At 71.5% G+C, this 19,203-nt stretch carries 17 protein-coding genes and 1 tRNA gene; 12 read left to right on the top strand and 6 right to left on the bottom strand.

What is annotated here, in order from left to right; genetic code table 11:
• Positions 1 to 67: 67 nt before the first annotated feature.
• Positions 68 to 2,503 (top strand): beta-glucosidase family protein, encoded by a 2,436-nt coding sequence (locus E1267_RS25920; RefSeq protein WP_132335853.1) that lies wholly within the window; start codon positions 68 to 70, stop codon positions 2,501 to 2,503.
• The gene (locus tag E1267_RS25915) at positions 2,487 to 3,506 is read left to right on the top strand and encodes a LacI family DNA-binding transcriptional regulator (RefSeq protein ID WP_132335851.1); all 1,020 of its coding nucleotides are present in this window, start codon (positions 2,487 to 2,489) and stop codon (positions 3,504 to 3,506) included. The genes E1267_RS25920 and E1267_RS25915 overlap by 17 nt, the downstream gene beginning before the upstream one ends.
• Positions 3,507 to 3,547: 41 nt before the next feature.
• Here E1267_RS25915 and E1267_RS25910 read toward each other — a convergent pair whose 3' ends face one another.
• Complete coding sequence (locus tag E1267_RS25910) at positions 3,548 to 4,492, bottom strand: AraC family transcriptional regulator (RefSeq protein WP_132335849.1); 945 nt, start codon at positions 4,490 to 4,492, stop codon at positions 3,548 to 3,550.
• A 30-nt stretch (positions 4,493 to 4,522) separates the two neighbouring features.
• On the opposite strand from E1267_RS25910, the gene E1267_RS25905 reads away from it, so the two are divergent.
• The gene (locus E1267_RS25905) at positions 4,523 to 5,416 is read left to right on the top strand and encodes an NmrA family NAD(P)-binding protein (protein ID WP_246064260.1); all 894 of its coding nucleotides are present in this window, start codon (positions 4,523 to 4,525) and stop codon (positions 5,414 to 5,416) included.
• Positions 5,417 to 5,504: 88 nt separating this feature from the next.
• Positions 5,505 to 6,578, top strand: a complete 1,074-nt coding sequence (locus E1267_RS25900; protein WP_220449681.1) for an FAD-dependent oxidoreductase — start codon at positions 5,505 to 5,507, stop codon at positions 6,576 to 6,578.
• 178 nt (positions 6,579 to 6,756) lie between these two features.
• Here the strand turns inward: E1267_RS25900 and E1267_RS25895 are convergent, their stop codons facing one another.
• Positions 6,757 to 7,395: a GNAT family N-acetyltransferase gene (locus E1267_RS25895; protein WP_246064259.1), complete on the bottom strand. Its 639-nt coding sequence runs from the start codon at positions 7,393 to 7,395 to the stop codon at positions 6,757 to 6,759.
• 134 nt (positions 7,396 to 7,529) lie between these two features.
• Between E1267_RS25895 and E1267_RS25890 the strand changes: the two genes are divergently transcribed.
• The 7 genes from E1267_RS25890 to E1267_RS25860 all read left to right on the top strand — a co-directional run bounded on the left by E1267_RS25890 (position 7,530) and on the right by E1267_RS25860 (position 14,167).
• Complete coding sequence (locus E1267_RS25890) at positions 7,530 to 8,930, top strand: protein kinase domain-containing protein (RefSeq protein WP_132335845.1); 1,401 nt, start codon at positions 7,530 to 7,532, stop codon at positions 8,928 to 8,930.
• Between the two features lie 20 nt (positions 8,931 to 8,950).
• Positions 8,951 to 10,300: a protein kinase family protein gene (locus E1267_RS25885; RefSeq protein ID WP_132335843.1), complete on the top strand. Its 1,350-nt coding sequence runs from the start codon at positions 8,951 to 8,953 to the stop codon at positions 10,298 to 10,300.
• Positions 10,301 to 10,377: 77 nt separating this feature from the next.
• Complete coding sequence (locus tag E1267_RS45795; RefSeq protein WP_220449680.1) at positions 10,378 to 11,568, top strand: DUF2510 domain-containing protein; 1,191 nt, start codon at positions 10,378 to 10,380, stop codon at positions 11,566 to 11,568.
• Between the two features lie 68 nt (positions 11,569 to 11,636).
• Positions 11,637 to 12,230, top strand: a complete 594-nt coding sequence (gene orn, locus E1267_RS25875) for an oligoribonuclease (protein ID WP_132335841.1) — start codon at positions 11,637 to 11,639, stop codon at positions 12,228 to 12,230.
• Positions 12,231 to 12,297: 67 nt separating this feature from the next.
• A tRNA-His gene (locus tag E1267_RS25870) sits at positions 12,298 to 12,370 on the top strand.
• 157 nt (positions 12,371 to 12,527) lie between these two features.
• On the top strand, positions 12,528 to 12,752 hold the full coding sequence (locus E1267_RS25865) for a helix-turn-helix domain-containing protein (protein ID WP_132335839.1): 225 nt from the start codon (positions 12,528 to 12,530) through the stop codon (positions 12,750 to 12,752).
• A 194-nt stretch (positions 12,753 to 12,946) separates the two neighbouring features.
• Positions 12,947 to 14,167, top strand: a complete 1,221-nt coding sequence (locus tag E1267_RS25860; protein ID WP_132335837.1) for an NAD(P)/FAD-dependent oxidoreductase — start codon at positions 12,947 to 12,949, stop codon at positions 14,165 to 14,167.
• Between the two features lie 6 nt (positions 14,168 to 14,173).
• Here E1267_RS25860 and lat read toward each other — a convergent pair whose 3' ends face one another.
• From lat to E1267_RS25840, 4 genes are all read right to left on the bottom strand, one after another.
• On the bottom strand, positions 14,174 to 15,442 hold the full coding sequence (gene lat, locus E1267_RS25855; protein WP_132335835.1) for an L-lysine 6-transaminase: 1,269 nt from the start codon (positions 15,440 to 15,442) through the stop codon (positions 14,174 to 14,176).
• Positions 15,443 to 15,500: 58 nt separating this feature from the next.
• Positions 15,501 to 16,043, bottom strand: coding sequence for an HdeD family acid-resistance protein (locus E1267_RS25850; RefSeq protein WP_132335833.1), 543 nt, complete (start codon positions 16,041 to 16,043; stop codon positions 15,501 to 15,503).
• Positions 16,044 to 16,115: 72 nt separating this feature from the next.
• Positions 16,116 to 16,763: a PAQR family membrane homeostasis protein TrhA gene (gene trhA / locus E1267_RS25845; RefSeq protein WP_132335831.1), complete on the bottom strand. Its 648-nt coding sequence runs from the start codon at positions 16,761 to 16,763 to the stop codon at positions 16,116 to 16,118.
• 69 nt (positions 16,764 to 16,832) lie between these two features.
• The gene (locus E1267_RS25840) at positions 16,833 to 18,368 is read right to left on the bottom strand and encodes a penicillin-binding transpeptidase domain-containing protein (RefSeq protein WP_132335829.1); all 1,536 of its coding nucleotides are present in this window, start codon (positions 18,366 to 18,368) and stop codon (positions 16,833 to 16,835) included.
• Positions 18,369 to 18,392: 24 nt separating this feature from the next.
• Between E1267_RS25840 and E1267_RS25835 the strand changes: the two genes are divergently transcribed.
• The coding region (locus E1267_RS25835; protein ID WP_246064258.1) for a spermidine synthase at positions 18,393 to 19,203 on the top strand (811 nt) is incomplete at its 3' end.

The following is a 19,203-nucleotide window of genomic DNA, read 5'->3' as shown; positions in this document are numbered from 1 at the left end:
CGTCGGCGATCGTCGAAATGTTTCGAAAGGTCCCCGACACAAACGCACTTCTTGAGGAGAGCAGCAGATGACGGCTCTAGATCGGACCCCTGAGGCGGACCGGGCCCTCCGTCCGTGGCAGGACCCGGCGCTCCCCGTCGCCGACCGAGTCGACGCCCTCCTTGCGGAGCTGACCCTGGAGGAGAAGATCGGCCAGCTCGGCAGCCGGTGGATCGGCAACGACATGCCGGAGCCCGACGAGCCCGAGCCCGGCGCCGAGTCCCCGAACGTCGCGCCCATGCAGGACGTCTTCGCCGCCTCCGGCACCGTCCCGCTGGAGGAGGCCGTCCGCCACGGGCTCGGCCACCTGACCCGCGTCCACGGCAGCGCCCCCGTCACCACGGCCGAGGGCGCCGCCGAGGTGGTCCGGCTGCAGCGGGCGGTCGTCGAAAGCTCCAGGCTCGGCATCCCCGCGATCGTCCACGAGGAATGCCTGACCGGCTTCACCACCTACGGCGCGACCGTCTACCCCGCGGCCATCGCCTGGGCGGCCACCTTCGACCCCGGCCTGGTCGAGCGGATGGCCGCGGCCATCGGGCGCGACATGGCCGCGCTGGGCGTGCACCAGGGCCTGTCACCGGTGCTCGACGTCGTGCGCGACTACCGGTGGGGGCGGGTCGAGGAGACGATGGGGGAGGACCCGTACCTCGTCGCGATGCTCGGCACCGCCTACGTCCGCGGTCTCCAGAGCGCCGGTGTCATCGCCACGCTCAAACACTTCGCCGGCTACTCCGCCTCGCGGGCGGCCCGCAACCACGGCCCCGTGCCGATGGGCCGCCGCGAGCTGATGGACGTGATCCTGCCGCCGTTCGAGACGGCCATCACGCTCGGCGGCGCCCGCTCGGTGATGAACTCCTACTCCGACGTCGACGGCGTGCCCGCCGGAGCCGACTCCTGGCTGCTGACCGAGCTGCTGCGCGACGAGTGGGGGTTCAGCGGCACCGTCGTCTCCGACTACTGGGCGGTCCCGTTCCTGGCCACCATGCACGAGGTGGCCGCCGACACGGGCGAGGCCGGCGTGCAGGCCCTCACCGCCGGCATCGACGTCGAGCTGCCCGACACGCTCGGCTTCGGCCAGCACCTGGCCGAGCGGGTCAGGAGCGGCGAGCTCCCCGAGCCGGTGATCGACCGGGCCGCCCGCCGCCTGCTCACCCAGAAGGCGGAGCTCGGCCTGCTCGACCACGACTGGACCCCCGAACGTTCGGTCGCCGCGGCCGAGGGCGTCGACCTCGACTCGCCCGGCAACCGCGCCCTGGCCAGAGAGCTGGCCGAGCGCTCGATCGTCCTGCTGGACGGCGGGGACGTCCTGCCGCTGCTCGGCGAGGGCCGTGAGGGCCCGCGCAGCGTCGCCGTCGTCGGCCCCGCCGCGCACGACCCGCATACGTTCATGGGCTGCTACGCCTTCCCCAACCACGTCCTGCCCCGCCATCCCGGCCTCGGGCTCGGCATCGAGGCCTCCACCGTGCTCGACGCGCTGCGCGAGGAACTGCCCGGCGCCGAGATCCGCCACGAGCCCGGGTGCGACGTGCGCGGCGACGACCGCTCCGGCTTCGCCGCCGCGGTGGCCGCCGCGCGAGCGTCCGACCTGTGTGTCGCCGTCGTGGGCGACCTGGCCGGGCTGTTCGGTCACGGCACGTCGGGCGAGGGCTGCGACGCCGACGACCTGCGGCTGCCCGGCGTGCAGGCCGACCTGCTGGCCGCACTGGCCGCCGCCGGCACGCCTCTCGTCGTGGTCGTGGTCTCGGGCCGCCCGTACGCGCTGGGCGAGGTGCACGCCGCAGCCGCCGCGCTCGTGCAGGCGTTCATGCCCGGTGAGGAGGGCGCGGCGGCGATCGCCGGCGTCCTGTCAGGACGGATCCAGCCCGTGGGACGGCTGCCCGTGCAGATCCCGCGGGGGCACGGCGGACAGCCGGGCACCTACCTGCAGCCGCTGCTGGGCGCCAACAGCGAGGGCATCAGCAACCTCGACCCGACCCCGCTCTTCCCCTTCGGCCACGGCGCCTCCTACACCGGCTTCGAGGTCGGCGACCTCGTGATCAGCGACATCGAGGTGCCCACCGACGGCGAGTTCACGGTGTCGGTGAACATCCGCAACACCGGCGGCCGGGCCGGCGAGGAGGTCGTCCAGCTCTACCTGCGCGACGTCGTCGCCCAGGTGACCAGACCGGTGCGGCAGCTGGCCGGGTTCGCGCGCGTGCGGCTGGAGCCGGGGGAGAGCACCGGCGTGCGCTTCCACGTGCACGCCGACCGCACCGCCTTCACCGGCCGCGACCTGCGCAGGATCGTCGAGCCGGGCGACATCGAGGTGCTCGTCGGCACCTCGGCCGCCGACCTGCCGTGCCGCGGCGTCGTACGCCTGACCGGGCCGCTGCGCCACCCCGGCCCCGGCCGGCGGCTCGTGACACCCGTTGACGTCGGCCCCGGCGGCGCCGGGCAAGGGGGTGGAGATGCCGGTCAGTCCTAGGCGGGCGACGCTCGCGACCGTCGCCGCCTCGGCGGGCGTGTCGGTCGCCACCGTGTCGAAAGTGCTCAACGGGCGCAGCGACGTCGCCCCCGCCACCCGCTCGCTGGTGGAGGCGCTGCTGCGGCAGCACGACTACGTCGCCCCCACTCCGCGCCGGGCCGACGTGACCGGGCTGGGCAGCGTCGAGCTGCAGTTCGACGCCGACCTCAACGCCTACTCGACCGAGATCATCCAGGGAGCCGTGGCCGCCGCCGCGGAGGCCGGCGTCGGAGTCGTGGTCAGCATCCGGCGTGCCGACCGCACCGCCGCCTGGGCCCGCGGCCTGGTCGCCGCCGGCCGCCGGGCGCTGATCGCGGTCACCAGCGAGCTGACCACCGGCCAGCTCGCCGCGCTGGCCAAGGCCCGGCTGCCGCTGGTCCTCATCGACCCGCTCAACCTGCCGCGCACCCGCGTGACCAGCATCGGATCGACGAACTTCGCCGGCGGCCTGGCCGCCACCCAGTACCTCCTCTCGCTCGGCCACCGGCGCATCGCCTACGTCGGAGGCCCCGCCGCCGCGGCCTGCAACCAGGCCCGGCTGCACGGCTACCGCGCCGCCATGGAGGTCGAAGGCGCACCCGTGCTGCCCGGCTACGTCCAGGCCGGACACTTCCGCTACCACGACGGTGTGACGGGCGGCGCGGCCGTGCTCGACCTCCCGCGCGCCCCGACGGCGATCTTCGCGGCCAGCGACGAGACCGCGCTCGGCATCATGGAGGCCGCCCGGGCGCGCGGCCTGCGCATCCCCGAAGACCTCAGCATCGTGGGGTTCGACGACACCCAGATCGCCCAGATGGCCTCACCGCCGCTCACCACCGTCCGCCAGCCGCTGCGCGAGATGGGCGGGGTGGCCCTCCGTACGGCGCTGCGCCTGGCCGCGGGAGAGAAGATCGACTCCCACCACGTCGAACTCGCCACCGGCCTCGTGGTCCGGGGCTCCACGGCCCGCGTCGCGCCCGCCTGAAGGCCACGGCCGGCCCGGCGGCGAGCTTGGTCAGCCTCCATTCACGGTTCCCGGCTGCGCCGGTACTGCTGAGGGCTGCTCCCGCGTTCCCGTTTGAACGCGGTGCTCAGTGCGGAGGCGCTCGCGTAGCCGACCTGGCGGGCCACGGCGGCGATAGTGGTGTCCGGTTCGTGGAGCAGGTCTGCGGCGGTGTCCAGCCGCCAGCCGGTGAGATAGGCCATCGGTGGCTCGCCGACCAGGTCGGTGAACCGGCGAGCCAGACCTGAGCGGGAGACACCGGCTCTGGCTGCCAGCGCGGCGACGGTCCACGGGTGGGCGGGGTCCTTGTGGAGGAGCCGGAGCGTAGGGCCGATCACGGGATCGGCGAGCGCGCGGTACCAGGCCGGGGCCTCGGCCTCGGGGCGCGCGAACCATGTCCGGAGAGTCGTGACAAGCAGAAGATCCAGTAGTCGGTCCAGGACGACCTGCTGGCCGGCTTCCTCCTTGGTGACTTCTTCGGTGAGCATGCCGATCAGCGGGGAGGAGGGCTGGGCGTCGTGCGGGACGACGATAAGGGGCTGAAGCGTGCTGAGAAGCCGGTGACTGATCTCGCCGCTCATCTGGTACTTGCCGATCAGCATCACAGCCGCTTTGCAGGGGTCGCCGGTGCCCCACGTGCGCGGGCCGAGGTCGACGACCTCGCTCAGGTGCTCGCCGGTGGGGGTGGTGCGCCGCGGGCCGGGCTGGATGACGACCTGAACGGGCGTCGAGGGCTCGTCGGCGAAGGTGTACGGGGCCGGTCCGCGCATGATCGCGATGTCCCCGGGAAGCAGGCGCACCGCGTCGCCGTCGTCGGGGATCACCCAGGCCGTGCCGCGTGCGAGGGCCACGACACTCAGTGGTGCCTGGTCCTGGACCCGCACCGACCAGGGAGGGCTCAGGACGGAACGCAGGATGAAGGCGCTGCGGGCTCTCGGACCGACCAGGAGACCTGACAGTGCGTCCATGGGTGCCAGATTAGACGTTCAAGCACGCGATTGAGTGGATTGATTATTCACTGTCTGATCCTGGTGGCGTGTACTGGCTGCATGGCGCAAACACAACACGGAAGGACGCTGGTTCTCGCGGGAACGGGTAAGACCGGACGTCGCGTGGTGGCCAGGCTGGTGTCGCGGGATCTGCCGGTGAGGATCGGCTCCCGCAGCGGTACACCGCCTTTCGACTGGCATGAGCCGACCACCTGGGAGCGCGCCCTGTACGGTGTGCGGTCGGTGTACGTGGCCTACCACCCGGACGCCGGCTTCCCCGGGGCCGCGCAGGCCGTCGGTGCGTTCTCCGACCTCGCGGTGCGTTGCGGCGTGCGGCGGCTGGTACTGCTGGCGGACCGCGGTGCACGTGAAGCGGAGCGCTGCGAGCAGGAGGTGCGCTCCTGCGGCGCGGAATGGACCGTCGTGCGCACCGGCTTCATCTCCCAGAACTTCAGCGAGGACGTCTTGACCGACGCGATCAGGGCAGGGGTGGTGGCCCTGCCGGCAGGCGATGTGGCCGAGCCGTTCACCGACGCCCGAGACATCGCCGACGTCGCGGCAGCGGCACTGGTCGAAGATGGCCACACCGGCGAGACCTACGAAGTGACAGGACCACGACTTCTGACATTCACCGACGCGGTCGCCGAGATCGCACGGCGGACAGGGCGCACGATCCGTTACGTGCCGGTCAGTAAGCAGCAGTTCGCCACCACCTTGACCGAACACGGAACACCGGAACGTTTCGCCCAACCGCTGGCAGATCTCATGGCCGAGGTCTTCGACGGCCGCAGGGCCCGCCTCGCCGACGGCGTCCACCGCGCCCTCGGACGGGGGCCCAGGGACTTCGCCGACTACGTCCACGACGCCGCCCGCACCGGGGTCTGGACGGATCGCGGGGCTTGAGCGGCAACCAGGCGTCGCCGTCCGACGCTGCGAACGGCAGGCCGCATCAGGTCTATCCCCATCGGGAAGATCGTGGGCGTGGAAATGGTTGCCTCTGTTCGTGGAGGAGAGCGAGGTCGTGGTGATCGGCGCCGGGCAGGCGGGGCTGTCCAGCGCGTACTTTCTGCGCCGGCTCGGTCTCGAGCCGGTCGTGCTGGACGCGGCGGAAGGGCCTGGGGGCGCGTGGCGGCACCGCTCGCCCACGCTCACCATGGACAAGGTGCACGGCATCTTCGACCTGCCCGGCCTGCGGCGCCCCCCGGACCGCGCGGGCCGGCGGCCGGCCGCCGAGGTCGTGCCCGGCTACTACGCGGACTACGAGCGCGAGCAGGGGCTGGAGGTGCTGCGGCCGGTCAGGGTCGCCTCCGTACGCCGCGGTCACGGTGACCGGCTCGTGGTCTCGGGCGACGCGGGGGAGTGGGCGGCCAGGGCCGTGGTCAACGCGACCGGCACGTGGACGCGGCCTTACTGGCCGTACTATCCGGGAGCCGCCGGCTTCCGCGGCCGGGCGCTCCACTACGTGAGCTACCGCGGGCCCGGGGAGTTCGCCGGCCGGCACGTCGCCGTCGTGGGCGGCGGCGCCTCGGCGATGCACGTGCTGTCGGAGACGGCCGGGGTCGCCGCCACGACGGCGTGGTTCACCCGCCGCCCGCCCCTCTTCAGGGACGACTTCGACGAGGGCGCCAGGCGGGAGGTCGTGGCCATGGTGGAGGAACGCGTACGCGCCGGCCTGCCGCCGCAGAGCGTCGTCGGCGTCACCGGCCTGCCCTACACCACGGTCGTGCGTGAGGCGCTCGCCAAGGGGGCGCTCGACCGGCTGCCGATGTTCGACCGGATCACCGAGCACGGTGTCGCCTGGGACGACGGGCGTACCCTCGAGGCCGACACCATCATCTGGGCCACCGGCTTCCGCTCGGCCCTCGACCACCTCGCGCCCCTGCGGCTCAGGGAGCAGGGCGGGGGCATCATGGTGGACGGGACGCAGGTGGTCAAGGAACCCGCGCTCCAGCTCGTCGGCTACGGCCCGTCCGCCAGCACGATCGGCGCCAACCGCGCCGGCCGCACGGCCGCCCGCAACGTCCGCCGGCACCTCGCCGGCACCCGGGCCCGCCCCGCCGCCTGATGGGCGCTACCGGGTTCGTCGTCCGGGCAGACTCGGTGTCCGGTGGCCGCCGGTGAGTGAACACTCGCGCCGCCCGTTCCCGCCCGGTCCGGGCGTTCCGGCGTCGTACGCGCGTCCTCGCCCGGCCCGCGCGGCTCCACGCCGGCCGCCGGACGCCCGTCCGGACGCCTACGGCGCGTTACCGTTCGGCGATGCCGAAGGCCGTCCAGCCTCGGGCAGGGAAGCCCGCAGCCAGCGCGACGGCCGCCGACGCGTCGTTGCCGAAGGCGTGCAGGTACGTCGGCACCGCCCCTTCGTCCAGCACCCGCCGGGCCGCCTGCGCCACGAGCCGTCTGGCCAGCCCTCGTCCGCGCGCCGCCGGGGCCGTCACCACCGACAGCTCGTGCCCGTACGCGTCGTGCCGTTTGATCCCCACCCCCGCCAGGTGCTCGCCCGTGCCCGGGTCGGTGGCCACCAGGACCTCCCCGTCGAAGGGGTGCAACCATGCGGGCACGCCCGGGGCGGTTGCGGGCAGCCACCGCCCGGCGTCCTCCAGCGGGGCCGGGCGGGTGCTCCACCGGAAGACGGCTTCGAACCAGCCGCGTTCGGCGTACCCGACGATCTTGGGCACCTCCGCCATCGTGCGTGCGGCGGCCACGCGCTCCACATGCTCGGGCGGCACCGACAGGACTCCGCGCTCCGGGGTGCGTACGCCGAGCGCCGGGTAGATCTGGCCGTCCCAGCCGGGCAGGGTGCGCCGGGCCGAGCCGGTGACCTGGAGTTCTTCCGTGGGCGGCCAGACGCCGAGCCACTCGCGCAGATGATCGTCGATCGCCACAAAACTACTATATGGAGGAGGAAACATATCGATTGCAGCAGGGGGCCGGTCGCTAGGGCGAAGAGGGTCGACACACGGTGTTACGGGGGGTTAGCGTCCTGACATAAGGATCTTTTCGGGTCAGGAGGTCCCCTATGGAAGTTCCCGGTTACACCGAGATCCGGGAACTCGGACACGGCGGGACCGGGCGGGTCATGCTCGCCGTCCGCGACTCCGACGGGCTTGCCGTCGCGATCAAGCACCTGTCCGGCCCGCTGCGCGAGGACGCCGAGTTCGCCGGCAGGTTCAGGGCAGAGGCGCAGGTCATCCAGGAGATCGACAGCCCGCACACCGCCCGCGTGCTGGACTACGTCGAGGCCGGCGACGACGCCGTCATCGTGATGGAACTGGTCGACGGCATCACGCTCCGGCGGCTGCTGGAGCACGAGGGCGCGACCGGAGCGGAGTCGGCGCTCGTGGTGCTGAAGGGAGCGCTGCTCGGCCTGGCCGCGGCTCACGAGCGCGGCGTGGTGCACCGGGACTTCAAACCCGAGAACGTCATGATCACCGAGGAGGGCGAGAGCAAGCTCGTCGACTTCGGCGTGGCCGCGCACGTCGGCGAGACCGCCGACCTCGTCGGCACCCCTTCCTACATGGCGCCCGAGCAGTGGCAGGAGGCCCCGGCAGGCCCGGCGACCGACGTGTACGCCGCGACACTGGTGTTCTTCGAGTGCCTGACCGGCCACCGCCCTTTCCTGGGCGACACCGTGGCCGCGCTGGCCTACCAGCACCAGCACGTCCCGCCGCCGGTCGAGGAGGTCGACGAGCCGCTGCGGCCCATCGTCGAGCACGGCCTGGCCAAGGACCCCGGGGCCAGGCCGGAGTCGGCGCGGGCGTTCCTGGCCGAACTGGAGGGCGTCGCGCTGGCCTCGTACGGGGAGGACTGGGAGCGGCGGGGACGGGCCGGCCTCGGCCTGCTGACCGTGCCGCTCACCGCGCTGCTGCCCAGGCCCCAGCCGGTGGCCGACGGAGGCTCCACGAGCCTGTTCCACACCACGATGGCGCCCGCGACGAAGTTCGCGGTGACGGGCGGCCTGGTGCTGGTGACGGCGGCCGCGGTGGTGTCGGCGTTCGTGGTCTTGAGCGACCCGCCCGACACGAGGAGCGGCACCGCCCTCCCGCCGCCCGCGACGGCGTCCGCGGCCGCGACACCGACGGCGGCATCCCCGACGTCCGCCGCGCCCACCTTCACCGTGCCGACGAACCGGCCGACCGAGCCCACGCAGCCGCCCGCCTCCGACGGGCCGGGAGGCGAGCAGTCGCCGGGGGCCGGGACACCGACGCGCGGCGAACCGGGCACCGACCGGCCCACCAATGATCAGCCCACCGACGAGCAGCCCACCGTCGAGCAGCCCACCGATGCGGGGCCCAGGCCGGACGCCGCGGGCCGGTCGCAGGCCGTGTTGTTCGCCGCCGGGCTCGTGACGACGGGCACGCTTCCGGTCACACTTGCGGTGAAGCGCCGCAAGGCGAGGCGCCACAGAGGGAAGCGCTAGACCCGCGGGGGGCAACGGCGATGGACAACCCTGCGAACGCCCCGGGCAACGGAATCGCCGGCTTCCGGCTCACCCAGCACACCTGGATGACCGAGCTCGGCAACTGGATCGACGCCATCTCCCCCGACGGCCGCAGGGCCGGGGCGCTGCTGTTCGATCCCAAGATCATCATGCTGCCAGGCGTCCGCGACCGCGTGGTCCAGTCGGTGATGACGGACCGGCGGCTCGTGCTCGCCGGCCTGACAGGGCTGATCCCGGTGGCCGACGTCGTGGCCACCGGCGACCAGGTGTGGCTGCTCACCGCGCAGGCGGTCAGCCCCACCGTGGCCGACCTGCTCGCCGCGGGGCCGGTCCCCGCCGACGGCGCGGCGGCCGTACTCGTGGAGACCGCGCAGACGCTGCTCGCGCTGCACGCGTCCGGGGTGACGCACGGCTCCGTGCATCCGCGCACGGTGGTGATCACGGCGGAGGGCGCCGCGCTGCTGTCGGAGCGCGGCCTGTCCGACACCGTCCGCGGCCAGGTCTCACCGCCCGAGCGGGACACGACCGGCTGGGCGTCCCTGGCGCGCGCGCTGGCCGGCTCCTGCGAGCAGAGCACGCCGCAGGCGGCCGGGTTGTTCACCCGCGCCGCCGCCTCGGCCACCGCCCTCGGCCTCTCCACCGCCAGGGACACCCTGCTCAACGAGCGCACGGCGCTGCCGGGCGGCACGATCAGCAGGGACGCGCTGGCCAGGGCGGCCCGGGACAGGTCGGCGTTCGCCCAGCCGCCCGCGTACGCGCAGGCGCCGGTCGTGCCGCACGACGAGGGCGACATCGTCACGCTGCTGCACGTTCCGGGCCGTACCCCTGGGCCTGTGCAGTTCGGGCCCGGAGTCGGTACGGAGCCGCGGCGCCCGCAGACCACGGCCCAGCGGATCTGGCGGGACGGGCGCGGCGAACCCGCCGCGCGGGCGGGCAAGGCCTCGCGGGCACGGCGGCGGCGTACGATCCTGTCCACCGCGGTGTTCGCGGCCGTCATGGCGGGGGCGATCCTGGCCTGGTACAAACTGGGCGAGAGGCCCGACCTGGCGGTCGTGTCGATCGGCGTCACGGCGCCGAAGAAGACCCAGGGCTGCGACAGCTCCGTCCTGATCACCGGCAGGGTGGTCACCAACGGGGCGTCCGGGGAGATCGCCTACGAATGGCGTAAGAGCCTGGACGATGAGGTCGTCAAGGGGACGCTGCGCACCGAGGCCGATCGCACGTCGTACACACTGCCGCTGCGCTGGAATCTGCAGGGCAAGAGCACCGTCAAGGCCACGGCGACGCTGCGCGTGCTCACGCCGGGCCCCGTGCGTACGGACAAGGCGAGCTTCACCTACCGGTGCTGAGCGCGGCGCCTGCTCCGGGCGGATCCCTCCCGCATCGGGGGTCCGGCTTCCCGCGAGAGAGGACTAATCTGACGAACATGACCACGCAGACCCCCGCGGGCTGGTACCCCGACCCTTATGGAGAGCCCCGGCTCCGCTGGTGGGACGGCAGCCAGTGGACCGACGCCACCCACGCGCAGGATCCACCTGCCGGCGCCTCCCAGCAGCCGGTGACCGGGCCGCAGCCGAACCGCCCCGGTTTCGAGCCGCACGGTCCGGGGCCTCAGTCACCCTCGGGACCGCAGCCGTACGCGTCAGGACCGCAGTCACACGATCCGGGTCCGCCGCCTCCCGATTCCGGACCGCACTCGCCTTCGGGACCGCAGCCGGGCCCTGACGGGCCGGTGACACCGGCCAACCCCACGCTGCAATTCGGGCAGCCGACGTACGGCCAGTCGGCCTACGGCCAGCCCGCGCCGTCGGCGCACCAGTGGGACGGTGTCCCGCTGCCGGGGCCGGGCTACGGCCCGCCGCCCAAGCAGGGCAACCCGATGCCGTGGGTGTTCGGCGGTCTGGCGGCGCTCGTGGTGGTCGCGCTGATCGTCGTCGCCGGGGTCTTCTTCGTCAACAACAACGACACCGAGCCTCTCGCGGGCCCGTCGCCGACGGACACGTTCCAGCCGGAGCCGCCCAGCAATGAGCCCCCCTCCATCCAGCCGCCGCCCAGCCAGGGCGCCGCCGAGCTGCCGCAGCCGGTGAGCGGCCGTGTCACCGACCCGCAGGCCGGGGTCTCCTTCGAGGTGCCCGACGACTGGACGGTGCCCGAGGCGAACACCGTCAACGGTCCTGACCCCACCCAGCAGAAGTGGTCGAGCGGGGTGCAGAAGACCTCGCACGAGAACTATGACGGCGAGGGCGACTGGATCGGCAACGTGTTCGCGGGCGTGCTGAACCCGATCTACCCCTACGCCGGCGCCTCCGGCCTGGGCGACACGGCCAAGGCCGTCTTCATGACCTTCGGCAGGTACTACCAGCTCCCGCACGAGAGCAAGATCGTCGAGGACAAGGCGACGAAGATCGGCGACCGCGACGCGTGGATCCTGCGGTTCGAGCTCGACTTCAGCAAGGTGTCGGAGGACAAGGACTACAAGTGGAAGAAGGAGAACGGCGCTATCGTGCTCATGGACCGCGGCCAGGGCCTGCGGCCGGCCATCGTCTACGTCTCCGTTCCCGACAATCTGGGCACCGATGTGGTGAGTGAGGTCGTCGGCTCGCTCAAGCCCGCATGACCTGTGGCACTAGTCTGGTGGGGTGACAAGCGGGCGGATCGCTCCGAGCCGCTGTGCGAGGAGATCGAATGAGTGACGTGCTGGTCTGGATCGACTGCGAGATGACCGGGCTCGACCTCGGGCGCGACGCGCTCGTCGAGGTGGCCTGTGTCATCACCGACAGCGAGCTCCGGCAGCTTGACGAAGGTGTCGACGTGGTCATCAAGCCGCCGCCCGAGTCGCTGGAGCAGATGTCGCAGGTCGTGCGCGAGATGCACACCGCCTCGGGGCTGCTGCCCGAGCTGCCGGGCGGCGTGACGCTGGCGGAGGCCGAGTCGCTGGTGCTCGACTACATCCGCCGCCACGTGCCCGAGCCGAAGAAGGCGCCGCTGTGCGGCAACTCGATCGGCACCGACCGCACGTTCATCGCGCGCGACATGCCCGGGGTCGACGCCTTTCTGCACTACCGGATGATCGACGTTTCGTCGATCAAGGAACTGGTCCGCCGCTGGTATCCACGGGTCTACTTCGCCGCCCCCGAGAAGCAGGGCGGACACCGTGCTCTGGCGGACATCACGGAGAGCATCAGGGAGCTCCGCTACTACCGCGCCGCGATCTTCGTGGCCCAGCCTGGGCCCGATTCGGCCACGGCCAGATCGCTCGCCGAGCGTGTCGGCAACTAAACGAGTGGCGTAAAGACTCCCGAACGACGCTACACTTTTCCTGTGCCACCACACGGCGGTGGCCATGGTGGGTGTAGCTCAGTTGGCAGAGCGCCAGGTTGTGGTCCTGGATGTCGAGGGTTCAAGTCCCTTCACTCACCCTCGCCCAACGGCCGGTCCTCAGGGACCGGCCGTTGGCGTTTTCTCCCAACAACGCCCCCAAATCCTGACAATGCGAGTTATGCTCGCTGTCTACCGCTAACGCCGGAAGCACGGGGGCCATCGGCGATCTGACCGTCTCGCGCCCCCGGAGGCCGGATGAGAGTCGACGACGCAGCGTTCGATAGCGTGTTCATGTCCCTGAGCAAACGCGAAGCCGAGGTCATGGACCTGATCGCCACTGGCCAGTCCAACGGCCAGATCGCGCAGCGCCTGTTCCTCAGCGAGAAAACGGTGAAGAACCACGTCAACCGCATCTACGCCAAGCTCGGCGTCAGCTCACGGGTCACCGCCATCGGATTGTGGCAGTCACGCCAGAAATAGCCGCCCGCCCGGGAACGCCCACCGGAACGGGTTCACCGGTGGGCGTTCCCCATGCGCCCTGAACGGGCCGGACCGTGGCGGGGACCACCCGGCGTGACCTGCACAGAGCACCCTCATTCTCCCGTGGTGGTTTAAAAGCCACTGTCGGTGCCATAGGCATGCATGACGCCGTTCGCGGGGGAAAGGGACCTGACATGGCCAGAAGACCACGAGTCATCGTCGTAGGAGCCGGCTTCGCCGGGCTGAACGCGACCCGGGAACTGGCCAAGGGCGGCGCCCTGGTGACGCTCGTCGACCGCAACCCCTACTCGACCTTCCAGCCGCTGCTCTACCAGGTTGCCACGGCGGGAATGGGCACGGCCGACGTCTCCTACCCGATCAGGACCTTCGCGGCCAGGTGGCCGAACGTGCGGGCCCGCCGGGCGGCGGTGAGCAAGGTGCTGCCCGCGGAGCGGCGGGTGGAGTTCGAGGACGGCAACGGCCTCGACTACGACTACCTCGTCCTGGCCACGGGCGTCACCACCAACTGGCTCAACGTGCCGGGCGCGCCGGAGAACGCGCTGCCGATCTACTCGCTCGGCGACGCGGCGGCGCTGCGCCGGCGACTCCAGCACTACCTGGAGGACACCGCGGCGGGCCGGCGCGACAGCACGCACGTCGTGGTGGTGGGCGCGGGCGCGACCGGCGTCGAGATGGCAGGCACGCTGGCCGAGCTGCGCCGGCACACGACGCCGCTGACGCACCCGGAGGTCCGCCCCGACCAGACCAGCGTGACGCTCGTCGAGCGGTTCGACTTCGTGTTGTCGCCGTACAAGCCGCGGCTGCGGGACGCGGCGGCCGAGGCGCTGCGCAGACGCGGGGTACGCCTGCGGCTGGGGGCGACCGTGGCCTCCGTCGAACCGGACGCGGTGATCCTGGAGGACGGCACCCGGCTGCCGAGCGACGTGACCGTGTGGGCGCTCGGCGTGGCCGCGCCCAAGCAGGTGTCCGACTGGGGCCTGCCGCAGGGCAAGGGCGGCCGGGTGACGCTGACGGAGGCGCTGAACGTACCCGACCATCCCGAGATCTTCGTGGCCGGTGACCTTTCCGGACAGCCGGACCCGCTGCCCCAGCTCGCCCAGCCCGCGATCCAGATGGGCAAGCACGTGGGCCGGCAGGTCCTGGCCGCCGCGCGGGGCAAGCCGCCGCAGCGCTTCTCCTACCGCGACCCGGGCATCATGGCCACCGTCGGCAAGGCCGAGGCGGTGTTGCAGCTCGCCAACGGGATGACCATGCGCGGGTTGCCCGCCTGGCTGGTGTGGATCTTCGTGCACGTGGCGTACCTGCTGGGCGGGCGCAACCGGGTCAACGTGCTGATCAACTTCTTCTGGCGCTACTTCGGGCCGCGCCGCACCGCCACCAGCGTCACGCAGTGACGCCGCTCAGAGCGCCTCGGCCAGGGCCGCCATGCCGTGGTCGATGTCGCTGTCCAGGATGTTCAGCGCCGGCCGCAGGCGTACGGACCGAGGGCCGCACGGCAGCACCAGCACCCCCTGGTCCTCCCTGAGCCTGCCCACCAGAGCGTCGCGGGCGGCCCTGTCGGGCAGGTCGAACGCGCACATGAGGCCCCGGCCGCGTACGTTCGCCATCGACTCGGGGTGCTCGGCCTCCAGCTTGGTGAGGCGTTCGAGCAACACGGTGCCGAGGGTCGCGGCGCGCTGGATCAGGCCCTCGCGCTCGATGATCTCGAGGATGCCCCGGCTGCGCACCATGTCCACCAGGCCGCCGCCCCACGTGGAGTTGATGCGGCCGCTCACCTGGAACACGTTGTCCGGCACCAGGTCCACTCTGCGGCCGGCCATGATCCCGCCGACCTGCACCTTCTTGGCGAACGCCACCACGTCGGGTTCCAGCCCGAGCTGCTGGTAGGCCCACGGCGTCCCGGTCGTCCCGCCGCCGGTCTGCACCTCGTCGAGGACGAACAGGGCGTCGTACTCGTGGCTCAGGCGCTGCATGGCCTGGAGGAACTCCGGCCGCATGTGGTTGTCGCCGCCTTCGCCCTGGATGGGTTCGGCGATGAAGCAGGCGATGTCGTGCGGATGGCGTTCGAACGCCTCCCTGGCCTGCGCGAGGGCGCGCTGCTCGGCCGCCTCGACGTCGCCGAAGTGGATCGCGGGCACGTCGATGCGCGGCCAGTCGAACATGGGGAACCGGTCGGTCTTGCCCGGCTCGGTGTTGGTGAGGCTGAGGGTGTAGCCGCTGCGACCGTGGAAGGCCTTCGTCAGGTGCAGGACCTTGGTGCCGAGATCGCGCGAGCGGCCCGCGGCCTCGTTGCGGCGGCTCTTCCAGTCGAAGGCGCTCTTGAGCGCGTTCTCGACGGCGAGGGCGCCGCCCTCGACGAAGAACAGGTGCGGGAGCGCGGGGTCGCCGAGCACGCGGGTGAAGGTGTCGACGAAGTCGGCGAGATGCTCGGTGTAGGTGTCGGGGTTGGCCGGCTTGTTGCGGGCGACCTGGCCGAGGAGCTGGGTGAAGTCGGCGTCGAAGGGCGGGTTCACACCGAGGGGGGCGGAGGCGAAGAAGGTGTAGAAGTCGAGGTAGCGGCGGCCGTCGCGGGCGTCGACGAGCCAGGAGCCACGGCTGAGCTCCAGGTCGAGCACCAGGCGGTAGCCGTCGACGAGCAGGTGGTGGGCAAGGCGGGTGTGCACGTCCATGGCGCCTCCACATAGGGTCGTACGTTCCTTTCGAGGAACGCCTTCTCATATGTAAAATTTACGGCACAGTAGGGCTAGAAGTGAAGTTCTTCACGCGAAGCGCCAGGGCGATCTCGGCGATGCCGTACAGGATGGCGAAGGCGCCGACGAGCCAGACCAGGCTGAGCAGGCCCGCTCCCGGCCAGATGAGCAGCAGGACACCGAAGATCACCGACAGGACGCCGCCGACGATGAGCATCAACTCGTTGTCGATGTCCTTGCGCAGGTGAACGCCGGCGACGATCTCGGCGACGCCGGAGAAGACGGCCCAGAAGGCCACGACGTAGAGCAGAGCGAAAGAGGTGATCCCGGGCCAGGCGAAGGCGAGGACTCCGGCGATGATCCCGATGATGCCGGAGACGATGAGCCAGGCTCGCGACCTGGCTCCGTGGCGGACGCCGGACAACAGTGCGAACACCCCGTTCACCAGGGCGTACGCGGCGAAAAAAACCACCAGCACGAGCAGCGTGATGCCCGGCCAGATGAGCGCCAGGAAGCCGAAGACGATGGCGGCGAGGCCGCGTACCAGCAGCATCCACCATGAACTCGCGATATCCCCCATGCTGGTCTGTTTTCCGTGATGCGCCCGGAAACAGACCAGCACCGGGTCAAATATCAGTGACCTGGAGACGCTTCACCCGTGCGAGTAGACCACGATCGAGACCGCGATGTACTGCACCAGGTAGGCCGCGATGGTGCAGGCGTGGAAGACCTCGTGGAAGCCGAACCAGCGGGGCGCGGGATCGGGCCGGCGCAGGCCGTAGACGATCGCTCCCGCCGAGTAGAACACGCCGCCGACGGCCACCAGCACGACGGCGGCGACGCCCGCGCCCTGCAGCAGTTGCGGCATCACGAAGACGGCGGTCCAGCCCAACGCAAGGTAGAGGACCGTGTAGAGCCAGCGCGGGGCGTTCATCCAGAACACCCGGAACAACACGCCGGCCAGCGCGCCGCCCCAGATGACGGAGAGCACCGCGATCCTGGCCGCTCCGTCCAGCGCCAGCAGGGCGAAGGGCGTGTAGGTGCCGGCGATGATCAGGTAGATGTTGGCATGGTCGAACCTGCGCAGGAACTCCGCCAGGCGGGGGCCCAGCGTGCTGCGGTGATAGGTGGCCGAGATGCCGAACAACAGGGCCGAGGTGATCGCGTAGATCGCGGAGGCCAGGCGGGCCTGCAGGGTCGGGCCGAGCGCCACGAGCACGAACCCCGCGACCAGCGTGACGGGCAATGCTCCGGTGTGCAACCAGCCCCGCAGCCGTGGCCTGACGGTGAGGGTCGTCATGCAACCTACGGTACCGTAGGTTGGGGTTCGGCCCCATGTGACGGACCTCTCATCGCGGCCTCACCGGGCTCACAACCCGCGCAGAAAGCGGGCCGCGACGGGCACGGCCGCCCGGCGCCCCGATCCCCCGTGCCGGACGAACACGCAGAAGGCGAGGTCGTCGCGGTAGCCGATGAACCATCCGTGCGAGCCCTCGCCGTCCCGTGCCTCGGCCGTGCCCGTCTTGCCCGCGACCCCCTCGGGCAGCCCGGCGTCGCCGGCCGTGCCCCGGTCGACCACGGCGGCCATCATGTCGCGCAGCGCGCTCACGACCGCCTGGTCCATGGGCACGTCCTCGTGCGGCGGGCCGTCGATGCGGCGTACCTGCTCCTTCGTCAGCAACCTGGGCGAGCGCCAGACGCCACTCTGCACGGCGGCGGCCACCGCGGCCATGCACAGCGGAGTGGCGACCACCTCACCCTGGCCGATCGCGTCCGCGCCCAACATGTCGAGGTCGTCGGTGCCGGGTACGGTGCCGCAGGTCCCGCCGACGCCGGTCGCGATGCTCCTGCCGAACCCCCACGCGTCGGCGGTCTCGCGCAGCGTGTCGGCGTCGATCCTCGTGGTGGCCTGCTCCACGAAGGTCGTGTTGCAGGAGTGGGCGAACGCGTCGGTGAAGCTGACGACGCCGCGGTCCACCTGGCCGTCGTTGCGGAAGGCCCGGTGGAACGGGATGGTGTACGTGCCGGGGCACTCGACCTGCGCCGACGGGTCGAGCCCCGACGCGAGCAGCGCGGCGGCAGTGATGGTCTTGAAGACCGAGCCCGGCGGGAAGACGTCGCGTACGGCACTGTCATTCTCACCGAGGCGGTCGGCCAGCGCCAGGATCTCGCCGGTGCTCGGCCGGATGACGATCATCGCCGAGCCGTCCACCCCGTCCAGAGCCCGCGCGGCCGCCGCCTGGACCGCGCGCGACAGGGTGGTGCGCACGACGTTCGCCTCGGGTGCGCGGGTCAGCACCCGCGTGGCGAGCCGGCCCGGGACCTTCGACACCAGCTCCCAGCCGTGGCCGGCGGTCTCGAACTCGGTCGTGAGGGGATCGAGGTACGCCTCCGCGTAGCTGTCGTTGGGGATCCTGTGGCCCTCCCTGGTGGCCGGCTCGGTCGCCGGCGCCTCGATCTCGCGCAGCTCCAGCGTGCCTCCGTCCTTGAGCAGCGGGTGCAGCGTCTCGGGGGACCACAACACCTTCCAGGTCCGCCCGCGTACGCCGAGCCGTAACACGCCGGCCCACGGCCACGCCCCGAGCTCGGCGAGCTGCCGCACCCCCGAGAAGGGCACGTCGGCGCTCTCGTCTCCCGTGTTCGCCACCTGGCCGGGGCTGAGCCGGACGGACTCGACGTGCAGTTGCTCCGTCAGCGCGCGGTGCCGCTGCGAGAAGTCGGAGGGCGGCTGGTGCACCAGGCGGGCCATGCCGGAGATGTCGCCCTCGCGCCACGCCGCGAAATACGCCGCGGCGGTCTCGGAGGCGCTCCCCCGCACGCGGTTCGACGCCACCACGGCGAACGCGCCCGCACCCAGTATCGCGACGAAAGCGATAAAGAGCACCATCAGTCTTCGACGTCGCATACGGTTCTCCCAGGAGGGATCAGCGTGGCACGTGGACAGCGGGAACCGATGCCCGGCCTTTATCCGGTGACGTTCGGCGAGATCGAACTCCTCCGGGATCTGGACAGGCAGGACGGCTGGGTGCTGTCCAAGGATGGCGTACCTCAGTCGTACGTCGATCTACAAGACCCGACATTTCTGGAATTCGAATATGTCCGGCTCATGGCCGACGTGATCGACCTTGTGGAGGAAGGCCCGCTGAGCTGCCTGCACGTGGGTGGCGGCGCCTGCACGATCCCCCGTTACGTCGCCGCCACCCGCCCCGGCTCCCGCCACATCGTGATCGAACCCGACGGCCTGCTGGTCAATCTCGTACGCGAGCAACTGAACCTCCGCTCCATCCCCAGGCTGAAGGTCATCGTGGACGGAGGCCGCGAGGGCACCGCCAAGATCTGGGACGCCTCTGCCGACCTGGTGGTGCTCGACGCCTTCTCCGGGGCGACGATGCCCGTCGAACTGGCCACGGCCGAGTACATGGGCGACCTCGCGCGTGTCCTGCGCCCGTCGGGCACCCTGCTGATCAACCTGGCCGACGGCAAGGGGCTGGCGTTCGCCCGGCGCCTGCTCGCGACCGTGACGGGCACCTTCGGCCACGTGGCCCTGATGGCCGAGCCGGGGGTCATGCGCGGCCGCCGCTTCGGCAACCTCATCGTGGCCGCCTCCCGCACCGGCCTCCCCCTCGACCTGCTGAGCCGCAGGGCGGCGGGGGGCCTGACCCAGGCGCGCTGCGTGCACGGCGAGGCCCTGAGCAACTTCATCGCCGGAGCCGCACCCATCAACGACGGCGACCCCGTCC

The sequence above is a fragment of the Nonomuraea longispora genome, from assembly GCF_004348345.1.
Classification (GTDB): Bacteria; Actinomycetota; Actinomycetes; order Streptosporangiales; family Streptosporangiaceae; genus Nonomuraea; species Nonomuraea longispora.
Note: the sequence above shows the minus strand (reverse complement) of the source record. Positions and strands in the feature narration are given on the sequence as shown.